21 protein-coding genes are annotated in these 22,672 nt (G+C 45.0%); all 21 read left to right on the top strand.

Going from position 1 to position 22,672, the window contains the following annotated elements; all coding sequences use genetic code 11:
* The first annotated feature begins 5 nt into the window (after positions 1–5).
* Complete coding sequence (gene ilvC, locus G7Y37_RS00115) at positions 6–998, top strand: ketol-acid reductoisomerase (RefSeq protein ID WP_165059970.1); 993 nt, start codon at positions 6–8, stop codon at positions 996–998.
* A 110-nt stretch (positions 999–1,108) separates the two neighbouring features.
* Positions 1,109–1,351, top strand: a complete 243-nt coding sequence (gene rpsP / locus G7Y37_RS00120) for a 30S ribosomal protein S16 (protein ID WP_165059973.1) — start codon at positions 1,109–1,111, stop codon at positions 1,349–1,351.
* 1 nt (position 1,352) lies between these two features.
* On the top strand, positions 1,353–1,604 hold the full coding sequence (locus G7Y37_RS00125; RefSeq protein WP_165059976.1) for a KH domain-containing protein: 252 nt from the start codon (positions 1,353–1,355) through the stop codon (positions 1,602–1,604).
* Positions 1,604–2,143 (top strand): hypothetical protein, encoded by a 540-nt coding sequence (locus G7Y37_RS00130; protein WP_165059979.1) that lies wholly within the window; start codon positions 1,604–1,606, stop codon positions 2,141–2,143. Before G7Y37_RS00125 ends, G7Y37_RS00130 begins: the two co-directional genes overlap by 1 nt.
* A 2-nt stretch (positions 2,144–2,145) precedes the next feature.
* Positions 2,146–2,922, top strand: a complete 777-nt coding sequence (gene trmD, locus G7Y37_RS00135; RefSeq protein ID WP_165059982.1) for a tRNA (guanosine(37)-N1)-methyltransferase TrmD — start codon at positions 2,146–2,148, stop codon at positions 2,920–2,922.
* Between the two features lie 119 nt (positions 2,923–3,041).
* Entirely contained in the window at positions 3,042–3,614 is a 573-nt protein-coding gene (lepB, locus tag G7Y37_RS00140; RefSeq protein WP_165059985.1) for a signal peptidase I, read from the top strand.
* A 49-nt stretch (positions 3,615–3,663) separates the two neighbouring features.
* Positions 3,664–4,596 carry a glycine--tRNA ligase subunit alpha gene (locus tag G7Y37_RS00145; RefSeq protein ID WP_165059988.1) on the top strand — a complete coding sequence of 311 codons (933 nt, stop codon included), beginning with the start codon at positions 3,664–3,666 and terminating at the stop codon, positions 4,594–4,596.
* Positions 4,597–4,598: 2 nt separating this feature from the next.
* Complete coding sequence (gene glyS / locus G7Y37_RS00150; RefSeq protein ID WP_165059990.1) at positions 4,599–6,686, top strand: glycine--tRNA ligase subunit beta; 2,088 nt, start codon at positions 4,599–4,601, stop codon at positions 6,684–6,686.
* 3 nt (positions 6,687–6,689) lie between these two features.
* Positions 6,690–7,580, top strand: coding sequence for a pyruvate, water dikinase regulatory protein (locus tag G7Y37_RS00155; protein ID WP_165059993.1), 891 nt, complete (start codon positions 6,690–6,692; stop codon positions 7,578–7,580).
* 59 nt (positions 7,581–7,639) lie between these two features.
* Positions 7,640–10,360: a pyruvate, phosphate dikinase gene (gene ppdK / locus G7Y37_RS00160; RefSeq protein ID WP_165059996.1), complete on the top strand. Its 2,721-nt coding sequence runs from the start codon at positions 7,640–7,642 to the stop codon at positions 10,358–10,360.
* A complete protein-coding gene (gene mtnA, locus G7Y37_RS00165; RefSeq protein WP_241155926.1) occupies positions 10,361–11,557 on the top strand; it encodes an S-methyl-5-thioribose-1-phosphate isomerase in 1,197 nt (398 codons plus the stop codon).
* 5 nt (positions 11,558–11,562) lie between these two features.
* The gene (locus G7Y37_RS00170) at positions 11,563–12,264 is read left to right on the top strand and encodes an AzlC family ABC transporter permease (protein WP_241155927.1); all 702 of its coding nucleotides are present in this window, start codon (positions 11,563–11,565) and stop codon (positions 12,262–12,264) included.
* The gene (locus G7Y37_RS00175; protein ID WP_165060001.1) at positions 12,261–12,584 is read left to right on the top strand and encodes an AzlD domain-containing protein; all 324 of its coding nucleotides are present in this window, start codon (positions 12,261–12,263) and stop codon (positions 12,582–12,584) included. Before G7Y37_RS00170 ends, G7Y37_RS00175 begins: the two co-directional genes overlap by 4 nt.
* Before the next feature lie 105 nt (positions 12,585–12,689).
* Positions 12,690–13,037 carry a 50S ribosomal protein L19 gene (gene rplS / locus G7Y37_RS00180; RefSeq protein WP_165060004.1) on the top strand — a complete coding sequence of 116 codons (348 nt, stop codon included), beginning with the start codon at positions 12,690–12,692 and terminating at the stop codon, positions 13,035–13,037.
* Between the two features lie 30 nt (positions 13,038–13,067).
* Positions 13,068–13,859, top strand: a complete 792-nt coding sequence (locus G7Y37_RS00185; protein WP_165060007.1) for a ribonuclease HII — start codon at positions 13,068–13,070, stop codon at positions 13,857–13,859.
* A 208-nt stretch (positions 13,860–14,067) separates the two neighbouring features.
* On the top strand, positions 14,068–14,559 hold the full coding sequence (locus G7Y37_RS00190; RefSeq protein ID WP_241155928.1) for a YraN family protein: 492 nt from the start codon (positions 14,068–14,070) through the stop codon (positions 14,557–14,559).
* Positions 14,559–16,064: a YifB family Mg chelatase-like AAA ATPase gene (locus G7Y37_RS00195; RefSeq protein WP_165060443.1), complete on the top strand. Its 1,506-nt coding sequence runs from the start codon at positions 14,559–14,561 to the stop codon at positions 16,062–16,064. The genes G7Y37_RS00190 and G7Y37_RS00195 overlap by 1 nt, the downstream gene beginning before the upstream one ends.
* A gap of 3 nt (positions 16,065–16,067) precedes the next feature.
* Positions 16,068–16,988 carry a DNA-processing protein DprA gene (gene dprA, locus G7Y37_RS00200; protein ID WP_165060013.1) on the top strand — a complete coding sequence of 307 codons (921 nt, stop codon included), beginning with the start codon at positions 16,068–16,070 and terminating at the stop codon, positions 16,986–16,988.
* 40 nt (positions 16,989–17,028) lie between these two features.
* Positions 17,029–18,408: a methylenetetrahydrofolate--tRNA-(uracil(54)-C(5))-methyltransferase (FADH(2)-oxidizing) TrmFO gene (gene trmFO / locus G7Y37_RS00205; RefSeq protein ID WP_370514587.1), complete on the top strand. Its 1,380-nt coding sequence runs from the start codon at positions 17,029–17,031 to the stop codon at positions 18,406–18,408.
* A gap of 26 nt (positions 18,409–18,434) precedes the next feature.
* Complete coding sequence (locus tag G7Y37_RS00210; RefSeq protein WP_241155929.1) at positions 18,435–19,388, top strand: tyrosine recombinase XerC; 954 nt, start codon at positions 18,435–18,437, stop codon at positions 19,386–19,388.
* A gap of 350 nt (positions 19,389–19,738) precedes the next feature.
* Complete coding sequence (uvrA, locus tag G7Y37_RS00215) at positions 19,739–22,618, top strand: excinuclease ABC subunit UvrA (RefSeq protein WP_165060018.1); 2,880 nt, start codon at positions 19,739–19,741, stop codon at positions 22,616–22,618.
* Positions 22,619–22,672: the final 54 nt, after the last annotated feature.

The following is a 22,672-nucleotide window of genomic DNA, read 5'->3' on the forward strand; positions in this document are numbered from 1 at the left end:
AAGCAATGGCTGTCACAATTTATTACGAGCAGGATTGCGATCCGTCAATCATCCAAGGGAAGAAGATAGCTGTTATAGGCTATGGCAGTCAGGGGCATGCTCATGCTCTGAACCTAAAGGATTCTGGCTGCGATGTTCGGGTGGGTCTGCGCGAAGGCTCTAAGAGCATTCAGGCTGCTGAAGAAGCGGGTTTGAAAGTGGTTGATATGGACACCGCTGCCGAGGAAGCAGATCTTATCATGATGCTGGTTCCCGACGAACTGCAGCCACAGGTTTATGAAGAGCATATTGCTCCGCATCTGAAGGCGGGAGATACTCTTGCGTTTGCACATGGTTTCAATATTCACTATGGCTACATAACGCCGCCCGAGGATGTAAACGTGATAATGTGTGCTCCGAAAGGTCCGGGACACATTGTTCGCCGTCAATATACCGAAGGGTCTGGTGTGCCCGATCTGATCTGTGTGCAGCAAGATGCCACGGGCAACGCTTGGGATATTGCTCTGTCTTACGCATGGGGTGTAGGCGGTGCGCGCTCTGGCGTTATTAAGGCAACGTTTAAGCAGGAAACTGAAGAAGATTTGTTCGGTGAACAGGCTGTTCTTTGCGGTGGTGTAGTAGAGCTTGTTAAGGCTGGTTTCGAGACGCTGGTAGAGGCTGGATATCCGCCTGAACTTGCATATTTTGAGTGCTATCACGAAATGAAGATGATAGTTGACTTAATGTATGAGAGCGGCATTCACTTTATGAATTACTCCATTTCGAATACTGCTGAATATGGCGAATACTATGCCGGTCCAAAGGTTATAAACGAGCAAAGCCGTGCCGCCATGAAAGAGATTCTAGGCAGAATTCAAGATGGCAGCTTTGCCGAGGAGTTTGTTAATGATTGCAAGAACGGTCATAAATGGCTTATCGAGCAGCGAGAGGCTATTAACGATCACGAGATAGAAAAGACTGGCGAGAAGATTCGCGGTATGTTTACTTGGATTAAATAACGTATTTGTAGAATTTTCCACGGATGTACCTTGCAGAAAATGCCCGTAAGACATAACATTAGCAATTGCTGATTTTTTGCTTATTAAGACAGAAGAAAGGTTTTCGCTTCATGGTAAAGATTCGCCTTGCGCGTCATGGCGCAAAGAAAAGGCCATACTATCGAATTGTTGTAGCTGATTCGCGTTGTCCGCGCGACGGTAAGTTTGTCGATGAGGTTGGTAGATACAATCCTTGCAGCAACCCTAAGAAGATTGAATTCGACATGGAGAAAGTCGATAAATGGATTTCTCAGGGTGCATGCCCAACTGATACTGTTGAGCGCCTTCTGAAGCAGGTTCGCGAGGAAGCTTAACATGCCAGAGATAGAGCAGAATCTGGTCGGTCTGGTTGAGACTGTTGTAGCGCCTATTGTTGAGAATCCTGAAGAACTAGAGATTACCTCAACAGTTGAAGATCAGTCGATTCTTATCGAGATACGCGTTAATCCCGATGATGCTGGAAAAGTTATAGGGCGTCAGGGTCGCATCATAAAGGCTATCCGCACGCTCACTCGGGCAGCTGCATCTCGTAGTGACTATATGGTAGATGTGGAGTTGATCGACTAGTGAGCGAGTGGCTCGATATTGCCACCATAGTAAAACTGAAGAAATCAAAAGGCGGGTTCGTTGTTAAAGCGGCAACGGGTCTGCCTTTTCTTTTGCAGCCGGATATGCGGATACATTTTGTGCCGCCGCAAATTGATGCTCCCAGAAATGCAAAAGTTCGTGAGGTTTCTGGTTTAGATACTGATTGCGCAACTGTTCATTTTGATTTACCAAACGATTCTAACTTGGACGCTCTTGTTGGATGTCATTGTCTTGTGTCTTTGCAAGTTGCCAAGAATACGGCAGAAAGCCTAAATGAAGAACTTGGCATGGCCCTTATGTATGATGGTTTTAGTGGCTGGTCGTTAGAAGACGAATTGGGCAATGTGGTTGGAACCATTTGCGATTGTGTTGAGCATCCAACCCAGCTTACACTTACATTAAAGCTATCAAGTGGGGAAGAAAAACTCATTCCACTTGTAGATGAACTTCTTATATCCATAGATGATGCCAATAAGCGAATTAAGATGAATCTTCCAGCTGGAATATTGGAGGTGTAACTGTGATTATTCAGACACTTTCAACTTTTCCGCATATGTACGATTCTGTTATGGGCGAATCTATGATGAAACGCGCTCAAGAAAACGGCATTATTTCGTTTGAAGCATTTGATCTTCGCGATTGGACATATGATAGGCATCGCACAACTGACGATTATCCATATGGTGGTGGTGCTGGTTTAGTTATGAAATGCGAACCTGTATTTGAAGCTGTTGAAGATATTCTGGGGTTTGGTGGCGCTTCTGAGGGCGGTCAGCAAAGATTAGATGGCAATTCCGCTAGGGTAATTTTTCTGACACCGTCGGGTCGTACTTTCGATGATTCATATGCATGCGAATTGGCGCAAAGCAGCAGGCTTTTGTTTGTATGCGGCCACTACGAGGGGATGGACGAGCGTGTTTATACCCTTGCAACTGATATGGTGTCACTTGGCGACTATGTGCTAACAAGTGGCGAGTTGGCTTCGATGGTTATTATAGATGCTGTTGTTCGTAAATTGCCGGGAGTACTTGGTGCAGAAAATGGTGCCGATGACGAATCGTTTGCTCATGGTTTACTTGAGTATCCACAGTACACGCGCCCGGCAGATTTTCGCGGAATGGAAGTACCGGCAGTTTTGCTTTCAGGGCATCATGCCAATATAGAGACATGGCGGCGGCAAATGAGCCTTAAGCGTACAGCAGAGTTGCGTCCCGATCTTATCCAGCAAGCCTACGATTGCGGCGATTTATCTTCTAACGATATCTTATATTTGAAATCTTTAAGCGCAGAGCCGTAAGTTAGCTTTTTAGCGTTATTATGAACGCTTGTGTGAATTGAGCTTATCGGGTCAGGGCTATTCGTATATCAGGAAGAGTGTTTTGGGTGTACGCAGGCGAAAAGGAAGAGTATTTTAGGATGTATACAGGCGAACATGCAGAGCCGAAAAAAAAGAATATAGGGTACACCCTTCTTTCCATTTTAGGAATGGTAGTGCTTATTGTTGCACTTTCTTGGGGTTTGCGTACATTCGTCTTCCAAGCATACGAGATACCTTCTGGTTCGATGGAAGAAACCATTATGACTGGCGACATGGTATTCTCCGAAAAGATAAGCTATTACGTAAGCGAACCAAAACGTGGCGATATAGTTACATTTGCCGATCCCGAAATTCCGTCGCGAACACTTATAAAACGCATTGTTGCCACCGAGGGGCAGAAGGTAAGTCTTAAAGATGGAAGCGTATATGTAGATGGTGTAAAACTAGACGAACCCTATACAAATGGGTTGCCATCTTATCCGCTTACTACGGCTTATGGCGTTTCAATAACATATCCTTACACCGTTCCGGCAGGTGAAGTGTGGGTTATGGGGGATAATAGAACCAATTCGCAGGATTCCAGATATTTTGGCTCTATCCCTGTTGATACGATAACTGGGAAAGCTGTTCTAAAATACTGGCCTATAAGCAGTTTTGGGCTGCTTGAATAGTACGCGCGATCACGGCGCATGATGTGATAAAACTATTGGGGATGTGGATATGAAGTCTGAGGCAAGAGGTGCGGCAAATCCGAATGCACCAACCTTTCAAGATGTAATAATGAATTTACAGCGCTATTGGGCAGATCAGGGTTGTGTAGTGCTGCAACCTTACGATAACGAGGTAGGGGCTGGCACGAACGCGCCGGCTACTACATTGCGTGCGTTAGGTCCGCAAACTTGGCGTACCGCATATGTTCAGGGTTGTCGCCGTCCAACTGATGGTAGATATGGCGAAAATCCGAATCGCCTTCAGTTTTACTATCAGTTCCAAGTACTTATCAAGCCATCTCCTGACAATATTCAAGACCTCTATCTCGGTTCGCTTGAGGCTATCGGGATAGACGTTTCAGCGCATGATGTGCGTTTTGTGGAAGACGACTGGGAGTCTCCAACTCTTGGTGCGTGGGGTCTTGGATGGGAAGTGTGGATTGATGGCATGGAAGTTACTCAGTTCACATATTTCCAGCAAGTAGGCGGTTTTGAATGCGATCCTGTGCCAGCTGAAATTGCTTATGGTCTTGAGAGACTGACAATGTTTGTTCAGGGTGTCGATTCTGTCTACGATATAGTTTGGTCGCGTGGAAGCGATGGCATTACTTTTACATATGGCGATGTGTATCTTGAAAATGAACGCGAATATTCAAAATACAATTTTGAAGTAGCCGATACGGAATTTCTTTTTAAGGAATTTGCCGATCGTGAGGCGGAGTGTATGCGCACTCTAGAGGCAAAATTGCCGCTTCCGGCTTACGATTCAGTATTGAAATGCTGCCACACCTTTAATCTATTAGATGCACGCGGGGTAATTTCGGCAACTGAGCGCATGGCATACATTTTGCGCGTGCGTACCTTAGCGAAGGCATGTTGCGAATCGTATATGGAAAACGTTGTAGGGGTTAAGGACAAGGCTTCCTCGAAGGAAGGTGAATAAACATGGCGGACACACGCACACTTGCTTTCGAGATAGGCACCGAGGAAATTCCTGCGTTTGACTTAAAAGCAGCTACGGTTCAGTTAGCAAAAATTATGCCAGACGCGCTTGATGCTAAGAGAATTCCGCATGGCGAGGTAAAAATTTTCTCTAGCCCGCGCAGGCTTATTACAATTGTGGATGATGTTGCATTGCAGACACAGCGCACAGTGGAAGAATTTCGCGGACCTAAGACAGAAATTGCCTTTGACGAGGGCGGTCAGCCTACAAAAGCCGCAATCGGGTTTGCGCGCGGCAAGGGTCTAGAGCCATCAGCGCTTGTGCGCAAAGAAGAGGGCGGCGTGGAATACGTATTTGCCACTGTAGAAACTCCTGCAATGAATGTTGTAGATTTGCTACCCGACGTTTTAGGTGGGGTAATTCAGTCAATATACTGGCCTAAGTCTATGCGCTGGGGAAATATGCGGGCGCTTTTTAGCCGCCCTGTGCGTTGGCTGTGTGCGCTTCTTGGTAGCGATGTTGTGCCGGTAAGTTTTGCTAATGTTTCTTCTGGGCGATTTACTTATGGACATAGGTTTTTAAGCCCGGGACCACACGAGGTATCTTCTGCAGATGAGTTGCTAGAGGTTGTGCGTAAGGCGAATGTGGTTCCCAGTCAAGATGAGCGCGAACAAGTAATTCGTGAAGGTGTCAAGAAGGCAGAAGCGCAAACTGGATGCAACGCTGAACTTCCGCAAAAAACCTTAACTGAGGTCATAAATCTTTCGGAGTATCCCACGGTTATGGTTGGCACTTTTGATGAAGAATTTTTACAGGTGCCCGAAGAGATTATTGTAGATGCAATGCTTATGCATCAGCGTTATTTCCCGCTCTATGATGCTAAAGGCAAACTATCAAATAGCTTTATTGTTGTTAGCAATGGTAATCCAGAATGCGAAGCCACTATTATTGATGGCAATGAGCGTGTGGTCGCAGCAAGGCTATACGACGCAAAATTCTTCTACGAGGAAGATTTGAAGCAGCCTCTTTCTAGTTATGTTGACCGCTTAGATGAAGTTGTATTCCAAGAGCAGCTGGGAACTATGCGCCAGAAGACAGAGCGAGTGGTACAGCTTGCGAAATGCTTAGCAGCCGACGCTTCGCTAGACGATGCGGAGTGTGTAGATGTTGAGCGTGCGGCAATGTTGGCAAAAGCAGACTTGGTTACTAATGCGGTTGTGGAATTTACTAGTGTCCAAGGCATAATGGGTTCATATTATGCCCAAGCGTCGGGCGAAACAGAGCGAGTGGCGCGTGCCATAGCTGAACACTATATGCCTCGCTTCTCAGGTGATGATGTTCCTAGCGATATTGTGGGGCGCATTGTTGCGATGGCTGACAAGCTAGATACAATTTGCGGTCTTTTTGCGGTTGATCAGGCACCTACCGGCTCATCTGATCCGTTTGCGCTGCGCAGAGCGGCACTGGGCATTATTGCAATAATGCAGTCAGGTGTAGACATCTCTCTTTCCAAAGCTATACAGGATTCACTTCGTATATATGAAGAATCTGGTCTTAGCTTCAACGTTGCCGATGTTAAAAGCGCCGTAGAAGACTTCTTCCTAACTCGTACTCGCGTTTTACTGCGCGATTCTGGTAGTTCAGCGGATGCGGTTGAAGCGGTTGGGGCTGTTGGCATAGTAGAGCCGGTGCTGCTAATAGAGCGCGTGCGTGCTCTAGAAGCGGCGCGCGATGAAGCGCCTGATACATTCGACGATTTAGCAACCGCTTATGCCAGAGCGAATAACTTGCGCGACTCTGCGCTTGGGGTTGATTACAACTCCGCGTTGTTCAGTGAATCGGAAAGTGCACTGGCGCAATCTATTGCAGATACTCAAGCTGCAGTCGATAAGTCGCTTGAAAGTGGCGATTATAATACGGCACTTACTCAGCTAGCGCATCTGCGTGGTCCTATAGACAATTTCTTTGATAAAACCATGGTTATGGATGAAAATATTGAGCTGCGCGAAAACCGTATAAAATTGCTCAATAAATTTACTGGCGTTTTTGCTGGTGTGGCTGATTTTTCGGTCATGGCGAAATCGAAATAAGTTATGAATGGCTTTTTAGGGGAAGGCTCTTCGGTTGTTAAGGGCTTTCCCACAATCCATGTCGTATCCGATTCTGTAGGCGAAACAGCGCGTACAATGGCGCAAGCTGCCGCTGCTCAATTTGGAGTAACTAACCCCAAGGTGGAGGTTTTAGGCAAGGTTACTTCTTTTGAGCAAATTCGCGACCATCTTGAAGAACATGTGCGCTATCACGTTGAACAGCTAGGCGACAATAAATTGCTGGTGTTTTACACGCTTGTTCACCGCGAAATGCGCGATGAAGTTTCAGAATGGATACAGGGTAGAGATAATATATACGGCGTAGATTTGCTTACTGCCCCTATAGAGGCTATATCGCAAGTTAGCGGTCTTGATCCTAAATGTAGCCCCGGCGCTCTGCGTGTGGCAGATATTAATTACTTTAAGCGAGTGGACGCACTTGAGTTCACTATAGAACATGATGATGGGCGAAATCCGCAAGATTTAACAAAAGCCGACATGGTACTTTTAGGTGTGTCGCGTGCGTCCAAAACGCCGCTTTCAATCTATTTGGCGCAGCATGGATATCGCATAGCGAACGTACCGCTAGACCCAAACACCGAGCCTCCAAAAGAAATTTTCGATGTGGATAAAACGCGCCTTTTTGGACTAATGACAAGTCCTGAGGTGCTTGCCGATATTCGCATTCGCCGTCTAGGAAATGCTAAAAGTGTTGCAAGCGAATATGCGGATATGGAATACATCTATAACGACTTAGAAAAGGCTCGCGAGTTAATGCGGCGTTTAGGTTGTATAGTGGTACGCACTGACAAACGCGCCGTTGAGGAAGCCGCTCAAGAGATTCTAAGCCACTACCTGCGCAATCATCCTGCGCCCGCTGATATCATGAGTTAAGCGCGGTGGCAAAAGCCCCGTGGCACAGATGGCAAAGGCTATCAAGTAAGGAGAGCAAGGTGTCTGATTCTGTGAAGCGCGTCTACGCATTTGGAAACGACGCGAATGGTAAAAATGTTACCGAGGGTAATACCGATATGAAGGCAATCCTCGGTGGCAAAGGTGCTAATTTGGCTGAGATGGCTAACATTGGGCTGCCGGTTCCGCCGGGCTTCACCATAACCTGCCAGACCTGTATGGAATATGCCAATGCAGGTAATGTATGGCCTGAAGGTGCGCTTGATACCATAGCCGAGTACAGAGCCGATCTGGAAGAGCGCATGGGCAAAAAGATTGGGGATGCAAAAGATCCGCTGTTGGTGTCAGTTCGCTCTGGCGCTCCTATGAGCATGCCCGGCATGATGGATACTGTGTTGAATCTGGGTCTGAACGATGAATCCATAAATGGTCTGATTGCACAGACTGAAAATCCCCGTTTTGCGTGGGACTCTTATAGGCGTTTTATTCAGATGTTCAGCAATGTTGTTATGGGATTAGATGGCGATCTTTTTGAAAATGCCATTATTGCCATGAAAAACGACAGAGGCGTATCTAGTGATACCGATCTTGTCGCTGAAGACTTACAGGAACTTGTAGATGTATTCAAAGGCATATTTAGCCAGAATGTTTCTGCTGAAGATTACCCGACGCTTGTGGTAGACGGCACTGTGCAGTTCCCGCAAGATCCGATGATTCAACTGCAACTGGCAATTGAAGCTGTGTTCGGCAGCTGGAATAACCCGCGTGCGGTTCTTTATCGTAAGAAGAACAAGATTGCGGACGATTTGGGCACCGCTGTTAATGTACAGTCAATGGTTTTCGGCAATAAAGGAAATACGTCTGCTACAGGCGTGGCATTTACACGCAATCCCGCAAACGGTGAAAAAGAATTTTACGGCGACTACTTGGTAAATGCTCAGGGCGAAGACGTTGTTGCTGGCATTCGCAACACAAGTCCTATTGCTGAGTTGAAGAATGTGGATGGTCTTGAAGAGGCTGGTAAGCAGCTTGAAGATATCTTTGTTATTCTTGAAAACCATTTCCGTGATATGTGCGATATCGAATTCACTATTGAGCAAGGTAAACTTTGGATGCTTCAAACACGCGCAGGTAAGCGTACTGCTGCTGCTGCGCTTCATATTGCTATCCAGATGGTTGAAGAGGGCTTGATTGATAAGCGCGAGGCTGTTATGCGTGTTGAACCCGAACAGCTCGATCAACTTCTGCATCCGCAGTTTGACAAGAATGCGAAATATGATGTTGTGGCGCGCGGCTTAAATGCTAGCCCCGGTGCCGCTGTTGGTGAGGCAATGTTTAGTGCAGCTGATGTTGTTGCTGCCAAAGAAGCTGGGCGTAAATGCGTGCTTGTGCGTTGGGAAACCAACCCGGACGACCTTGCTGGCATGATAGCTGCTGAGGGCATTCTAACTTCGCATGGTGGTAAAACCTCGCACGCTGCAGTTATCGCGCGTGGCATGGGTGTTCCTTGTGTATGCGGTGTTGAGGCACTCAAGATTGATGCCGAGAAGAAAGAAGCGCAAATTGCTGGTAGCGATTTGGTAATACGCGAAGGCGATCTGATTTCGCTCGATGGTACAACTGGCATTGTGGTGTTAGGTGCAGTAGATCTGGTTAAGCCTGAACTGACGGGCGATCTTGATACTATTCTTGAGTGGGCTGACGAATTCCGTCGTCTGGGTGTGCGCGCTAATGCTGATAATCCAGAGGATGCAAAACTTTCGCGCGAGTTTGGTGCGCAAGGAATTGGTCTTTGCCGTACCGAGCATATGTTCTTGGGCGATCGCAAGCAAATAATTCAGACTTATATTCTTAATGATGATGAACTTAACCGTGAGCGCGCTGCAGAGCAATTATATGAGGTGCAAGTTGGTGACTTCTATGAAATGCTAAAGGCGATGGATGGTCTGCCGATGATTGTTCGCCTGCTTGACCCGCCACTGCATGAATTCTTGGATAATCCACGTGAACTAGAGGTTGAGATAGCTCGCTTAGAGGCGGGCGGGGCATCCGCTTCCGACTTGGCTGAAAAGCGCGAATTGCTAGAGAAGATTGATGGTTTTGTTGAGCAGAACCCGATGCTTGGTATGCGTGGTGTTCGCTTAGGCATAATGTATCCGCAACTGCCTGAGCTGCAGATACGCGCTATAGCGTCGGCTATGGCTAAGCTGAAGAAAGAAGGCTTAGATCCTAAACCAGAGATTATGATTCCGCTGGTATCTACTGTAAATGAGCTATCTTTAATGCGTGGTAAGGCTGAAGGCGTTATAGCTGAAGTAGCGCAGGAAGCCGGCGTTGAATTAGAGATTCCTATTGGAACCATGATAGAGTTGCCGCGTGCAGCACTTACTGCTGACGAAATAGCTACCAAGGCAGACTTCTTCTCGTTTGGCACCAACGATCTTACGCAGACCACATTCGGCTTCAGTCGCGACGATGTGGAAGGTGAGTTCATACCTACATACCTGTCTGAGCATCTGTTGCCGGTAAATCCGTTTGCTACTGTTGATGAAGGCGGAGTTGCGAAGCTAGTTGGTATGGGTGTTGAACTTGGACACGAGGGCAATCCCGATATAGTTTGCGGCGTTTGTGGCGAGCACGGTGGCGATCCTGACTCTATACATACATTCAACCGCATAGGAGTTGATTATGTAAGCTGCTCACCATATCGCGTGCCGGTAGCACGTCTGGCAGCGGCACAGGCATCAATTAAGGAAGACTAATTGACCGCTTTAGACCTTCCAAAAACCATTCGCCTTGTGCGTGTGGGGCAGGACGATCTTGAAAATATAGATGCGGCGACTGCTTCGGCAGTTGCCGCATTCGTGTCTGATAACCATGTTCCCTACGGGGTTCCCATTGTGGTTATGTTAGATCAGACGAAATTGCCTTATGATGAGTCGTATTTTTGTACGTCCGATTGGCGTCAAGTCATTAATGCCATAAAACAGCTTGTAGTGCGCGGGGCACCTGCTATAGGTATTGCTGGTGCTGCGGCTGTAGCCTTGCGTGCCTCTGAATTTTGTTATGCAAGTGAAGATACATTTAGGCAGGACGCAGCTGATTTCGACAGGGTATTTGTAATAGACGAGCAATCGTTTGACCCGCAGCTATATAAGCTAAGTATGGAATTTACGGGAAACATGATTGCAGAGGCGCGACCTACAGCTGTAAATTTGAGACATGAAGTTGATGGTGCGCTTTCAATTATGAATGAATGTTTGGCGGATGATTATAAACCCGTCGATATACTTAATGCATTATGTAAGTATGTGTGTCAGCTTATAGCTAGCGACGAGGCAACATGTCGAGCTATTGGGAAAGCTGGTGCGAAACTTATAAAACCTAGCAGCAATATATTGACACATTGCAATGCGGGAAGTTTGGCAACTGCTTTTTATGGTACGGCGCTTGGGGTTGTATATACAGCGCATGAGCAAGGTAAGGTGCGCCGAGTTTTTGCCGACGAGACACGTCCTGTAGGTCAGGGCGCGCGCCTTACATCGTGGGAGCTATCTAGGGCTGGCATTCCGGTTACTCTTATATGCGACAATATGGCTGCTTATGTAATGGCGCAAGGCTTCATAGACGCTGTTATAGTTGGTGCCGATCGTATTGCGCGTAACGGTGATGTAGCAAATAAGATAGGTACTTTAGGTGTAGCAATTTTAGCTAAGCATTTTGGTATTCCATTTTATGTTGCTGCTCCACTTTCTTCATTTGATCCAAAGGCGATAAGCGGCACAAGTATTGAAATAGAACAGCGGGATTCGCGGGAAGTTATAAATAAACCCATTGCGGGAGTTGATGTGTTGAATCCAGCTTTCGATGTAACACCGGCTAGTTTAATTAGCGCCATAATAACGGAGAATGGTGTATTCGCTCCGTCTGATATAGGAAATCTTATAACAACTAAGTAAATATGATGAATAGGGAACATATCCGTCAATCTTTGCAGGCGGCTATGCCGGTAATGCTTGGCTATATTGCTATTGGGATTCCATGTGGGATTCTTTGTGATTCGATAGGGCTTAATGCTTTTCAGGCACTTTTGATGTCGATAGTTTTTTATTCAGGCGCGGGTCAATTTATGATTCCAAATATGTATTTAGCTGGTGCGCCTATGGCTTCTATCATAGCTAGCGTGTCGTTTGTGAACACTAGACAGATGTTATATTCTGCTTACTTTGCTCCGTTTGCGGCAAATGTGTCAAAACGCCTAGCTTTTTTCTTTGCAGCTACTGTTACTGATGAAAGCTATGGTGTATCTGCTGCAAAATTTCAAGAGGGTGAATGGTCTATAGATCGTGCGCTTATGGTAAACATATTCTCGCAATCTTCATGGGCTCTTTCAAACTTTATCGGCGTACTTCTGGGAAGTGCAATAGGTATTCCTCTTAATATTGCAGCATTCGCTATGACATCTATATTTATATGCTTGCTTGTTACGCAGAAATTAACTTCCGCAAATATTGTTGCAGCTGTTGTAGCTATGGTTGGTGTTTATGTCTGTAAACTTGTTGGTCTGAGTGGTCCTGCTATTTTGATAGGTGCGGTTGCGGGTGTAGTTGTGGCTATGATTTTTTGCGCGTTGCGCGATAAAGCTGCAAAAAGGAGCGCCGTATGAGTTGGGAAGAATTTTGGATAATACTAATTGGCTGTTCCATAACTATTCTCATATGTCGCACTTTGCCGCTGTTTTTGCTAAAAGGTAGGGAACTGCCCGAATGGGCTATACGTTCACTTGGACTTATTCCCGCCGCCGCATTTGCTGCACTTGTTGCAAACGATTTATTTGCGCCCGGGATGTTTGATGGTGGTATATGGCCAGCCGCTATTCCTCTTTTGGTGGCATGTTTTGTGGTTGTTGTGGCATTGAAGACGCGGTCGCTATTGTGGAGCGCTGTTACCGGAGTTGCCGTTTATGCTATTTTGCTACTCATATGAGCGAAAATATGCTTGCATGCCAAGATTCGCAGCAGTATACTAACTAATCGTGTCTGTAGCGGCACATACTAAAACGTAACCCGAAATATGAACTAGGATTTTAAAATGGATGTAATTCGCGCAATTGAGCAGCAGCAGATAAAGCAAGATATTCCAGATTTTAAGACTGGCGATAATGTAAAGGTTCACTATCGCATTACAGAGGGCAATCGTGAGAGAATTCAGGTCTTTCAGGGTGATGTTATTCGTCGCCACGGTGAAAGCAGCCGAGAGACTTTTACGGTTCGCAAGATTAGCTTCTCTGTAGGTGTTGAGCGTACATTCCCGGTTCATTCACCGAAGATTGAAAAGATTGAGGTTGTTCGCAAGGGCAAAGTACGCAGATCGAAGCTTTACTACCTGCGTGATAAAGTTGGTAAGGCTGCTAAAATTAAGGAAAAATCTTTCCGGTAATTTTAAGGCTCCATACGGAGCCTTTTTCTTATGGAACAGCTAACTGTTGAACAAATACGAGCGCAGTTGCGCGTTGCTGATGAACAGGAATTCAGTGTTCTTGAAAGATCTCTTGCGGCGGATACGCGCAAAGGTGTTCGTAGTGCACTTGATTCGGCGCGAGCTCGGCTGGATGCTATTGCTGCCGAGGACAATCGTCTTCGTTCCCTTTATGAGACACAACAAGAAATTATGGCTAGCAAAAGGGCTAGTGTTGCTGTTGGGCTAGATGAGGTAGGGCGTGGACCTATGGCTGGTCCGCTAGCTGTTGGCGCTGTTGTTTTATCCAGCGGTAATCGCATTGAGGGTTTGAATGATTCTAAACAGCTTAGCGAGAGCGCACGTGAACGTATTGCAAAAGAAATAAAAGATACTGCCATAGCTTGGAGTGTGCAATTTATCGATGCGTCGCAGATAGATAAATGCGGGATATCCACCGCTCTGAAAACAGCTTTCCACCGCGCTATTGTATCTATTGAAGAACAAGGTGTAATACCTGATATTGTTTTATTAGATGGAAATCCTCTTCACTTAGATGCGCGTGAAGTAAATATTGTAAAAGGCGATTCTAAGATAGCGGCCATTGCGGCAGCTTCTGTTATTGCTAAAGTTGAGCGCGATTCATTAATGAATGAATTAGACAAAAAGTTCCCGGGGTATGGCTTCGCTGAAAATAAAGGCTACGGAACGGCAACGCATCGGCAGGCTATAAGAGAATTAGGGTTAAGTCCTATACATCGCGTATCGTTTTGTGGAGAATTTACTCAAGCTTCATTATTTTAATCTGTATAGCTACGTAAGTTTCATGCTAGATTTATGCAAGGTTTTTGACAGATTTTTATACATTCAAAATTGCATTCATCACAGATTTTTGTGCAATTAGATATGCATTGCGTTCAAAACCAGAATGAGCAGAACCATACTTGCAGTTTTATTCATGTTCATTTTCAATGTAGATGAATATCGCATTTTTGATACGTAGATGCTAGATATGAAAACTATCGTTTCCTCTACCGAAATTAAGGAGGCGATAGCAGTGCAACAAGCTTTGTTAGAACAAGAACCAATTCAGAAATCTACGCATAGAGAGACGGCAAAAAGTAAGAGTCGAAAATCGAATTGTCATAATAAAGAGCTTGGCAAGCGCGGCGAAAATGCGGCAAGCAAATTCTTATATAAGCGCGGATACGAAATAGTAGAGCGTAATTGGAAATGCAAGTTTGGAGAGGCCGACATAATTGCTCGTGATGGGAATACGATTGTATTTGTAGAAGTTAAAACGCGGTCAGGTTTAGAACATGGGTTTCCCTCAGAAGCGATTGATGAAAAGAAACGCAATCGTTATGAGCGAATTGCCATGACATATTTGGCTAATTACGCCGATATAGATGTATCAGTGCGATTTGATGTTGTGGCTATTGTAGCTATTGCTCCAGATAGAGCGCTTATAAGGCACCACATAAACGCATTTGCAGGCATATGATGAATTCGCATTGTTTTTTACATAGCGCTGTACTGCGTGGCGTAGAGGCAATACCGGTATGCGTAGAGGTATCGGTTGGCTCTGGCGTTGTGGGAATAAGCATTGTCGGAATGGCGGATACTTCAGTTCAGGAAGCTAGAGAACGAGTAAGGGGCGCTATAAAGGCTTGTGGTTTTGCGATGCCTAGCGCAAAAATAGTTGTCAACTTGGCACCCGGCAACATCAAGAAGAATGGCTCGGGTTTCGACCTTCCTATAGCAATAGGTATTTTGGCTGCTAGTGGTCAAATAGATAAGGAAATATTGCGCGATAAGTTATTTGTTGGCGAGCTTTCTTTAGATGGAAGCGTGCGAAAAGTTGCCGGTATGTTGGCGTTTGGTATATGCGCAAATAAAGAAGGGCTCGATTTAGTAGGTAGCGCAGATGAAATTGTGCCTATTGATAATTTGAATCAATACAACATTGATGGACTATGGGAACTTACAAAAAGTGATCCATTTCGTTTGTCGCACTATATAAAGCTAGGTCAGAACTACATTGGTGATACCAGTTTAGATTTTAAGGATGTAGCGGGTCATGAAGCAGCAAAGCGTGCAGCACAGATAGCTGTGGCGGGCAAACACGGTCTGCTAATGAGCGGTCCGCCCGGTTCGGGCAAAACCATGATAGCAAGCAGAATATCTACAATAATGCCTCCCTTATCGGAGGAAGAAATGTTGCAAGCTGCGGCAATACATTCTGTAGCAGAGGAAAGTATTGATGCAATTCTTCGGGGTAGGCGACCGTTTAGGCAGCCGCATCATTCAGCTACTATGGCGGGATTGCTGGGGGGTGGAAGCCCTATACGACCCGGCGAAGTGTCACTTGCGCATTGTGGCACGCTGTTTTTAGATGAACTTCCAGAGTTTAAGCCTTCTGTTTTGCAGGGTTTGCGTCAGCCGATAGAATCGGGGAAAGTTTGCATAACACGTGCCGATGGCAATGTGCAATTCCCTGCTAACTTCATGCTGATTGCGGCTGCAAATCCGTGTCCGTGTGGCTATTTTGGTGATGATTCTCGTGAATGCACATGTACAATTCCGCAAATTAGATCTTATCAAGCGAGGATTGGCGGACCGCTATTAGATCGAATAGATATACAACTAGATGTGCGTCGTATTCCATCTAAGAGCATTTTTGAAACAAATGAAGGTAGCGATTCTGCTTCTCTGCGTGAAGGCGTTATGCAGGCTCAAGAGTTTGCATCGTGGAGAAAATCGCGTGAAGGTATCGAGCGCTGTGGAGCGAATGTCTCGCTCAGTCCACAAGAAGTTATAGCGTCGTGCTGTCTGAGAGATGAAGAGAAAAGTTTCATTGAGGCGGTATCTGAGGCAAATTCTATGAGTGGTAGGGCGCTGATTAGTTGCTTAAAAGTATCTAGAACCATTGCTGATTTAGAGCAAAGCGAAAGCGTTAAATGTGAACATCTAGCCGAAGCTTTTGGATTTCGGGTTAGGAGCAGATGATGTATGGAAGCGGCGAGGCGTAAACTTATAGGGGAGAGAAACGTATTGCATTTAGGAGATAAGGCATTTCCTGAGGCTTTATGTAATATACCAAAACCCCCTAAGCAACTTTTTATTGTGGGGTCTGTTGATGCTTTATCGGAGGGTCTAGCCATAGTTGGTGCTAGAAAAGCAACCCCATATGGAAAGACATGCGCCACTCGTTTTGCTAAGTTGGCATCAGAGCGTGGAATATCAATAATATCTGGCGGCGCTAGAGGATGTGATACTTTCTCGCATGAAGCTGCTTTGCAATGTGGTGGCAAGACGGTTGTATTTCTTGGAGGTGGTTGCGACTGCGTATATCCTCCCGAGAATTTCGATTTGTTTCAGCGTGTTGTTGATGGCGGTGGTGCTGTTGTATCGGAACAAGATTGGACTTTTATTCCCCAGCCGTGGACTTTTCGAGAGAGAAACAGGTTAATAGCTGGTCTTGCCAAGGCTACTTTAATTGTGGAGGCAGGACTTCCGTCTGGAACATTTTCTACGGCAGATGAAGCATTGGCGGCAAATAGAGAAGTACTTGTAGTTCCGGGTTCTATTACCTCTAGGCAATCGCTGGGAGCAAATAGATTGATATATCAAGGCGCAACACCAATAGTGGATGATGATACGTTTTACGACCAGCTGTTTACCATATTTGGTTGCTTGAAACAAGATGAAGTAGACGCTCCTAAAGACAGTGAATCGCAAGGTTCTTTAAAATATTTATTGGACTCTGTTCAATCTAAGGCAATGAGCTTAGATGAAATGATTCAAGTTGCAAGAGAGGCAGGGGACAATATTAGTATGCCTGAATTAATGCTGTGGCTTGCCGAATGTTCACGAAACGGATTAATAGCTCAGTATTTTGATGGCAGGTATGGTCCGGCAACAAGTTGTTAGTGCTTATTGTCTATGCATTGGCGTATGCAATGATATATTTATGTACATGAATAGATTAGTTCGCATAATTGGTGGCGGTCTTGCTGGAAGCGAGGCTGCTTTATGGCTGGCAGATATGGGCGTAAATGTTGAGTTATACGAAATGCGTCCACATGTTTCTACAGCAGTACATCGCACGGGCAAAATGGCTGAGCTTGTATGTTCGAATTCGCTCAAGTCTTTTAAAAGTGATACAGCAGCTGGAATGCTGAAAACCGAATTAGATATGCTTGGGTCAAGATTATTTGCTTGTGCCTTAGAGACGAAAATTGATGCTGGCGGCGCTTTAGCGGTTGATAGAGATATGTTTTCCGACTTAGTTACAAATATGTTGGAAAGCAATGCGCGTATAGATATAAAGCATCAAGAGGTTACATCATTAGAAGATGTGACACACGAATGTGATGCTCTACTTGTTGCTACCGGACCTTTAACATCTGATTCGCTGGCTGATAAGTTGAAGTTTTTAACCGGTTCTGAACATTTGGCTTTTTACGATGCTGCGGCTCCTATAGTAATGGCTGACTCTATAGATAATAGTCGTGTATTTAGGCAGAGTAGGTATGTTGAAGAGCATGGTCAGGGCGATTATTTGAACTGCCCATTTACAAAAAGTGAATACGATGAATTTATCGATGCTTTAATAGGCGCAGATAGAGTAGTTAAACGCGATTTTGAAACTAGCGATTTATTTCAGGCGTGTCAGCCTATAGAAGAAATAGCCAGAAAAGGGGTTGACGCTCCACGATTTGGAGCGATGAAACCAGTTGGTCTTACAGACCCGGTTACGGGTAAACGTCCGTGGGCGGCGGTGCAGTTACGCGCTGAAAATGCTCATGGCTCTAGTTTTAATCTTGTGGGCTTTCAGACCAATTTAACTTTTCCGGAACAAAAGCGCGTTTTCCGCATGATACCCGGTTTGGAAAACGCTGAATTTGCGCGATATGGCGTTATGCACAGAAACACGTATGTTGATGCACCTCGAGTTCTGCGCTCTACTGGTCAAATGATGGGTAATGTATCAAATGTTTTGGATATACCCGTATATATTGCAGGGCAGCTTGCTGGGACTGAAGGGTATTGCGAGGCGATGCGTTCGGGCATAAATGCAGCTATATCTATTTCGGCGCAACTTAAAAACGTGCAACTGCCCAAGGTTTCCGTTCATACGGTTTTTGGAGCGCTTATAGAATATGCAACTAATCCTTCTACAAAAAATTATCAACCCATGCATGTTAATTTCGGGATAATGGAGCCATTGCAAGAGCCAATTAGGAATAAAAGCGAACGTTATGCTGCCTATGCGCAAAGAGGGAAATGCGCTTTAGAGGAATATATAGACTGTCTGAAGCGACTAGATCTTTTTCCTAAGCGCTATTGATGTGATTAAAAATGGCGAATCACAATTTGAAAGATATAGATTGTATCAACGATGAAGATTTGCATGGGTATGCTTTAGTAGAGGCATTTTGTGAAGCTATTTCGTTTGAGAGGGGTGCATCTTCGCATACCGTCCGCAATTACAAAGCCGATCTTTTAGGGTATTTGAGATGGGCACAACGTATGCAGATAGATCCTTTATCTGTAAAACACAGGCAATTGCGAAGATATTTAGCCGATTTAGACGCTGCCTCCTATGAACGTACCACAATTAACAGGCATCTTTCTGCGTTGCGTTCGTTTTTTAAGTGGCTAGGCGCTTCTCAGCTTGCCGACAAAGATCCCGCAGCTGCCATACAAGGACCTGCTAATCCTCATAAACTCCCCAAGCCTATGACAGATGCCGATGTGGAGCGTTTGCTGGATGTGCATATCTCCGCCATGCAACAAGACGATTTGAATGCAATATCTATGGCACGCGAAATGCGAGATCAAGCTATTCTGGAGTTTATATATGCTTCCGGTGTGCGCGTATCGGAGGCTTCATCAGTAAGGCTTTTAGATGCAGATATACCTAATCGAATAGTAAAGGTATTTGGCAAAGGCTCTAAAGAACGCCTTGTTTTAATTCATGATAAAGCAGCTCAGGCTATGAATGATTATTTATATCAAGCGCGTCCATTGTTGTTGGGTTCTAAAGATTGCGAATTCTTTTTCGTATCTTCTAGGGGCAATCGCTATTCTAGCGACAGTATAAGGCGTATGTTCAAACGTACTTTAGCTGCTGCTGGTTTAGATAGTGCGTATTCACCACATTCGTTAAGACATGCTTTTGCTACCGATATGCTTGAAGGTGGCGCCGATTTGCGCAGCGTGCAGGAAATGTTGGGTCATTCAAATTTGTCCACTACTCAAATATATACACACGTTTCGCCTGAACGATTAAGGTCGATTCACAGCATGGCTCATCCGCGAGCGTAAGTGGTGCGGTAACGATACGTTTTCAAGAATTTTCCAATAGGTACTCAATGTGGCTTTGAGCTATAAGGATGCGATTTATCCCGTTATCATCCGATATGTAAAAGGCTTAGCGACAAATTACTTACGATCGGGCAATATTATGAGCAAGAGAAAAGCAAAAATGCTATTTGCAGCCGCGCTGGTAGCTTTAACATTTGCGCCATTTCTTACGCAAAGCGGTGGCATCGGCATGATATGAGACGCAAAAACTCTATATCTCTAAGTAGATCTTCAAAATTTAACGAACAAATTTTCGTATTTTTGCTAGAATGTTCGCGTAAGATTCATTGATCTGTATGGAAGCGAGAAGAATGTCGCAAAGCGAAATAGTTATAAAGGGCGCTCGTGAGCATAACCTTAAAAATATAGATTTAACCATACCGCGAGATAAATTAGTTGTCATTACCGGTCTTTCCGGCTCAGGAAAATCTAGTCTTGCCTTCGATACTATGTATGCCGAAGGGCAGCGTAGATATGTTGAAAGTCTTTCCAGCTATGCGCGAATGTTTTTAGGTCAAATGAACAAACCTGATATCGATTCGATAGACGGGCTTTCTCCTGCTGTATCTATTGACCAGAAGACTACATCTCGTAATCCCAGATCAACTGTGGGTACCACTACGGAAATATATGATTATCTTCGTTTGCTTTATGCGCGTGTAGGAATACCTCACTGTCCTGTTTGCGGGCGCGAAATAAAGCGTCAAACCACCGATCAAGTTACAGACGAGATTTTGGGATTGGGCTCTGATGATACACGCGCTATGATTATGGCTCCCGTTGTAACCGGGCGCAAAGGTGAATTCACAAAACTTTTTACCGACCTTCAAAAAGAAGGGTTCGTGCGCGTGCGTATTGATGGAGAAGTTGTACGTTTAGAAGGCGAACCCATAACTCTCAATAAGAAAATAAAGCACTTCATAGATGTTGTGGTGGACAGAGTAACTTTAAAAGATTCGGCGCGCAGTCGCATAGCTCAAGCCGTAGAAACTGCTACAAAATTAGCTGATGGGCGAGTGCTAGTTCAGGTGCTAGATAAAAACATTAACGCAGATGTACGAGATTCTAGCGTTTCTTCCGGTGCTAAAGGTGGTCTTGGAGAAGGGGAGTATGTTTTTTCGCTTGCTTTGGCTTGCCCAGAACACGGTTTCTCTATGGATGAATTGCAACCTCGCGACTTTTCTTTTAATGCGCCATATGGTGCTTGTCCTGCTTGTTATGGCATAGGAAATAGAGAAGAGGTCGATCCGTCGTTAGTTGTGCCCGATCCTTCACTTACTTTGGAAGAAGGTGCTGTAGTTCCATTAAAAAATGGCAATTACTATCCACAGATACTTAAAGCGGTTGCTAATCATATGGGTGTAGCACCTGATACGCCATGGGAGGATATGCCCAAAAAAGCTCAGGCGGCAATAATGAATGGCTTAGGTAGCCAGAAGATTCGTGTTGACTATGTAACGGTGGATGGGCGCAACACATATTGGTTCATAGAGTGGGAGGGCGCACTAGAAGTTATACGTCGCCGTTATGCCGATGCTGATACTGATGCAAAGCGCGAAAAATTGGAAGTCTATTTTGATACTGTGTCGTGCGAAGAATGCAAAGGAAAACGTTTACGTCCTGAAATACTAGCTGTAACTATCAACGATAAATCTATCTTCGATGTAACCAATTTGTCTGCTGCCGACTCGCTTAAATTTTTCAAGAGTTTAAGTTTTACTGGGCAAGATGAAATGATAGCGGCACCTATTGTGAAAGAGATAGTTGCAAGGTTGCAATTTTTGGTTGATGTAGGGTTAGACTATCTTACTTTAGAGCGTGCTACAGCTACACTTTCCGGTGGAGAAGCGCAAAGAATTCGCCTTGCCACACAGATTGGTGCGGGCTTAATGGGAGTTCTTTATATTTTGGATGAACCTTCCATTGGGTTGCATCAGCGCGATAATGCAAGATTAATATCTACTTTGAACCATCTGCGCGATTTAGGTAATACCGTTATCGTAGTTGAACATGACGAGGATACCATGCGCTCAGCCGACTTTTTGATAGATATGGGACCGGGTGCGGGCGAACACGGTGGATATGTTGTCGCATCAGGTACGCCTAAACAGGTTATGAGGGCTAAAAACTCGCTTACTGCCGATTATTTATCGGGTAGAAAAGTTATTGATGTGCCAGAGGAAAGACGTAACCCCAAACGTGGAACACTGAAGATAACAGGGGCTTGCGAAAATAACTTACAAGATGTTACGTTAGAAATTCCTCTAGGTACTTTAACGGTTATCACAGGTGTATCGGGTTCGGGCAAGAGTTCTCTTATTACAGACACTTTAGCTCCGGCTATGGCAAATCGTCTGAATCGCGCGCACCGCAAATGTGGACCGTATAAGAAGATATCTGGGTTAGATAAATTGGATAAAGTTATCAACATAGATCAGAGCCCTATTGGGCGAACTCCAAGATCTAATCCGGCTACATACATAGGGCTTTGGGATGATATTCGTGCGCTTTTTTCATCTACAGCAGAGGCAAAGGCTAGGGGATATTCGCCGGGGCGTTTTTCGTTCAATGTTAGCGGGGGCAGATGCGAGGCTTGTAAAGGCGATGGTCAGATAAAAATTGAGATGCATTTCCTACCGGATGTTTATGTTCCTTGCGAAGTTTGCGATGGTAAGAGATACAACCGCGAAACGCTAGAGGTTACATATCGAGGGAAAAACATATCGGATATATTAGATATGACTGTAGATGACGCATTGGCATTTTTTCAGAATATACCCGGAATTAAACGTAAGCTTCAAACCTTATATGATGTAGGCTTAGGTTATATCAGGCTTGGGCAGCCGGCTACTACATTATCTGGTGGCGAAGCTCAACGCGTGAAGCTTTCTAGCGAATTACAAAAGCGCTCTACTGGCAAAACGTTCTACATCCTTGATGAACCGACTACAGGTTTGCATTTTGAGGATGTGCGTCAATTGCTTGTTGTATTGCAAAGATTAGTAGATGGCGGAAACACAGTCTTAATTATTGAGCATAATCTTGATGTTATAAAATGCGCCGATCATATTGTTGATTTGGGTCCTGAAGGTGGCTATAAAGGCGGTAAGATTATCGCAGCCGGCACTCCTGAAGAGATTGCGCAAACTGAAGGTAGCTTTACTGGTGAATTTCTTAAACGTATATTGTAGGGTGCCAATAGTTCAGCAGATAGTGTAGCTAAATCGGGTCAATCCGGTCTATAA

This window comes from Adlercreutzia sp. ZJ154, from assembly GCF_011039055.1.
Classification (GTDB): Bacteria; Actinomycetota; Coriobacteriia; order Coriobacteriales; family Eggerthellaceae; genus Adlercreutzia_A.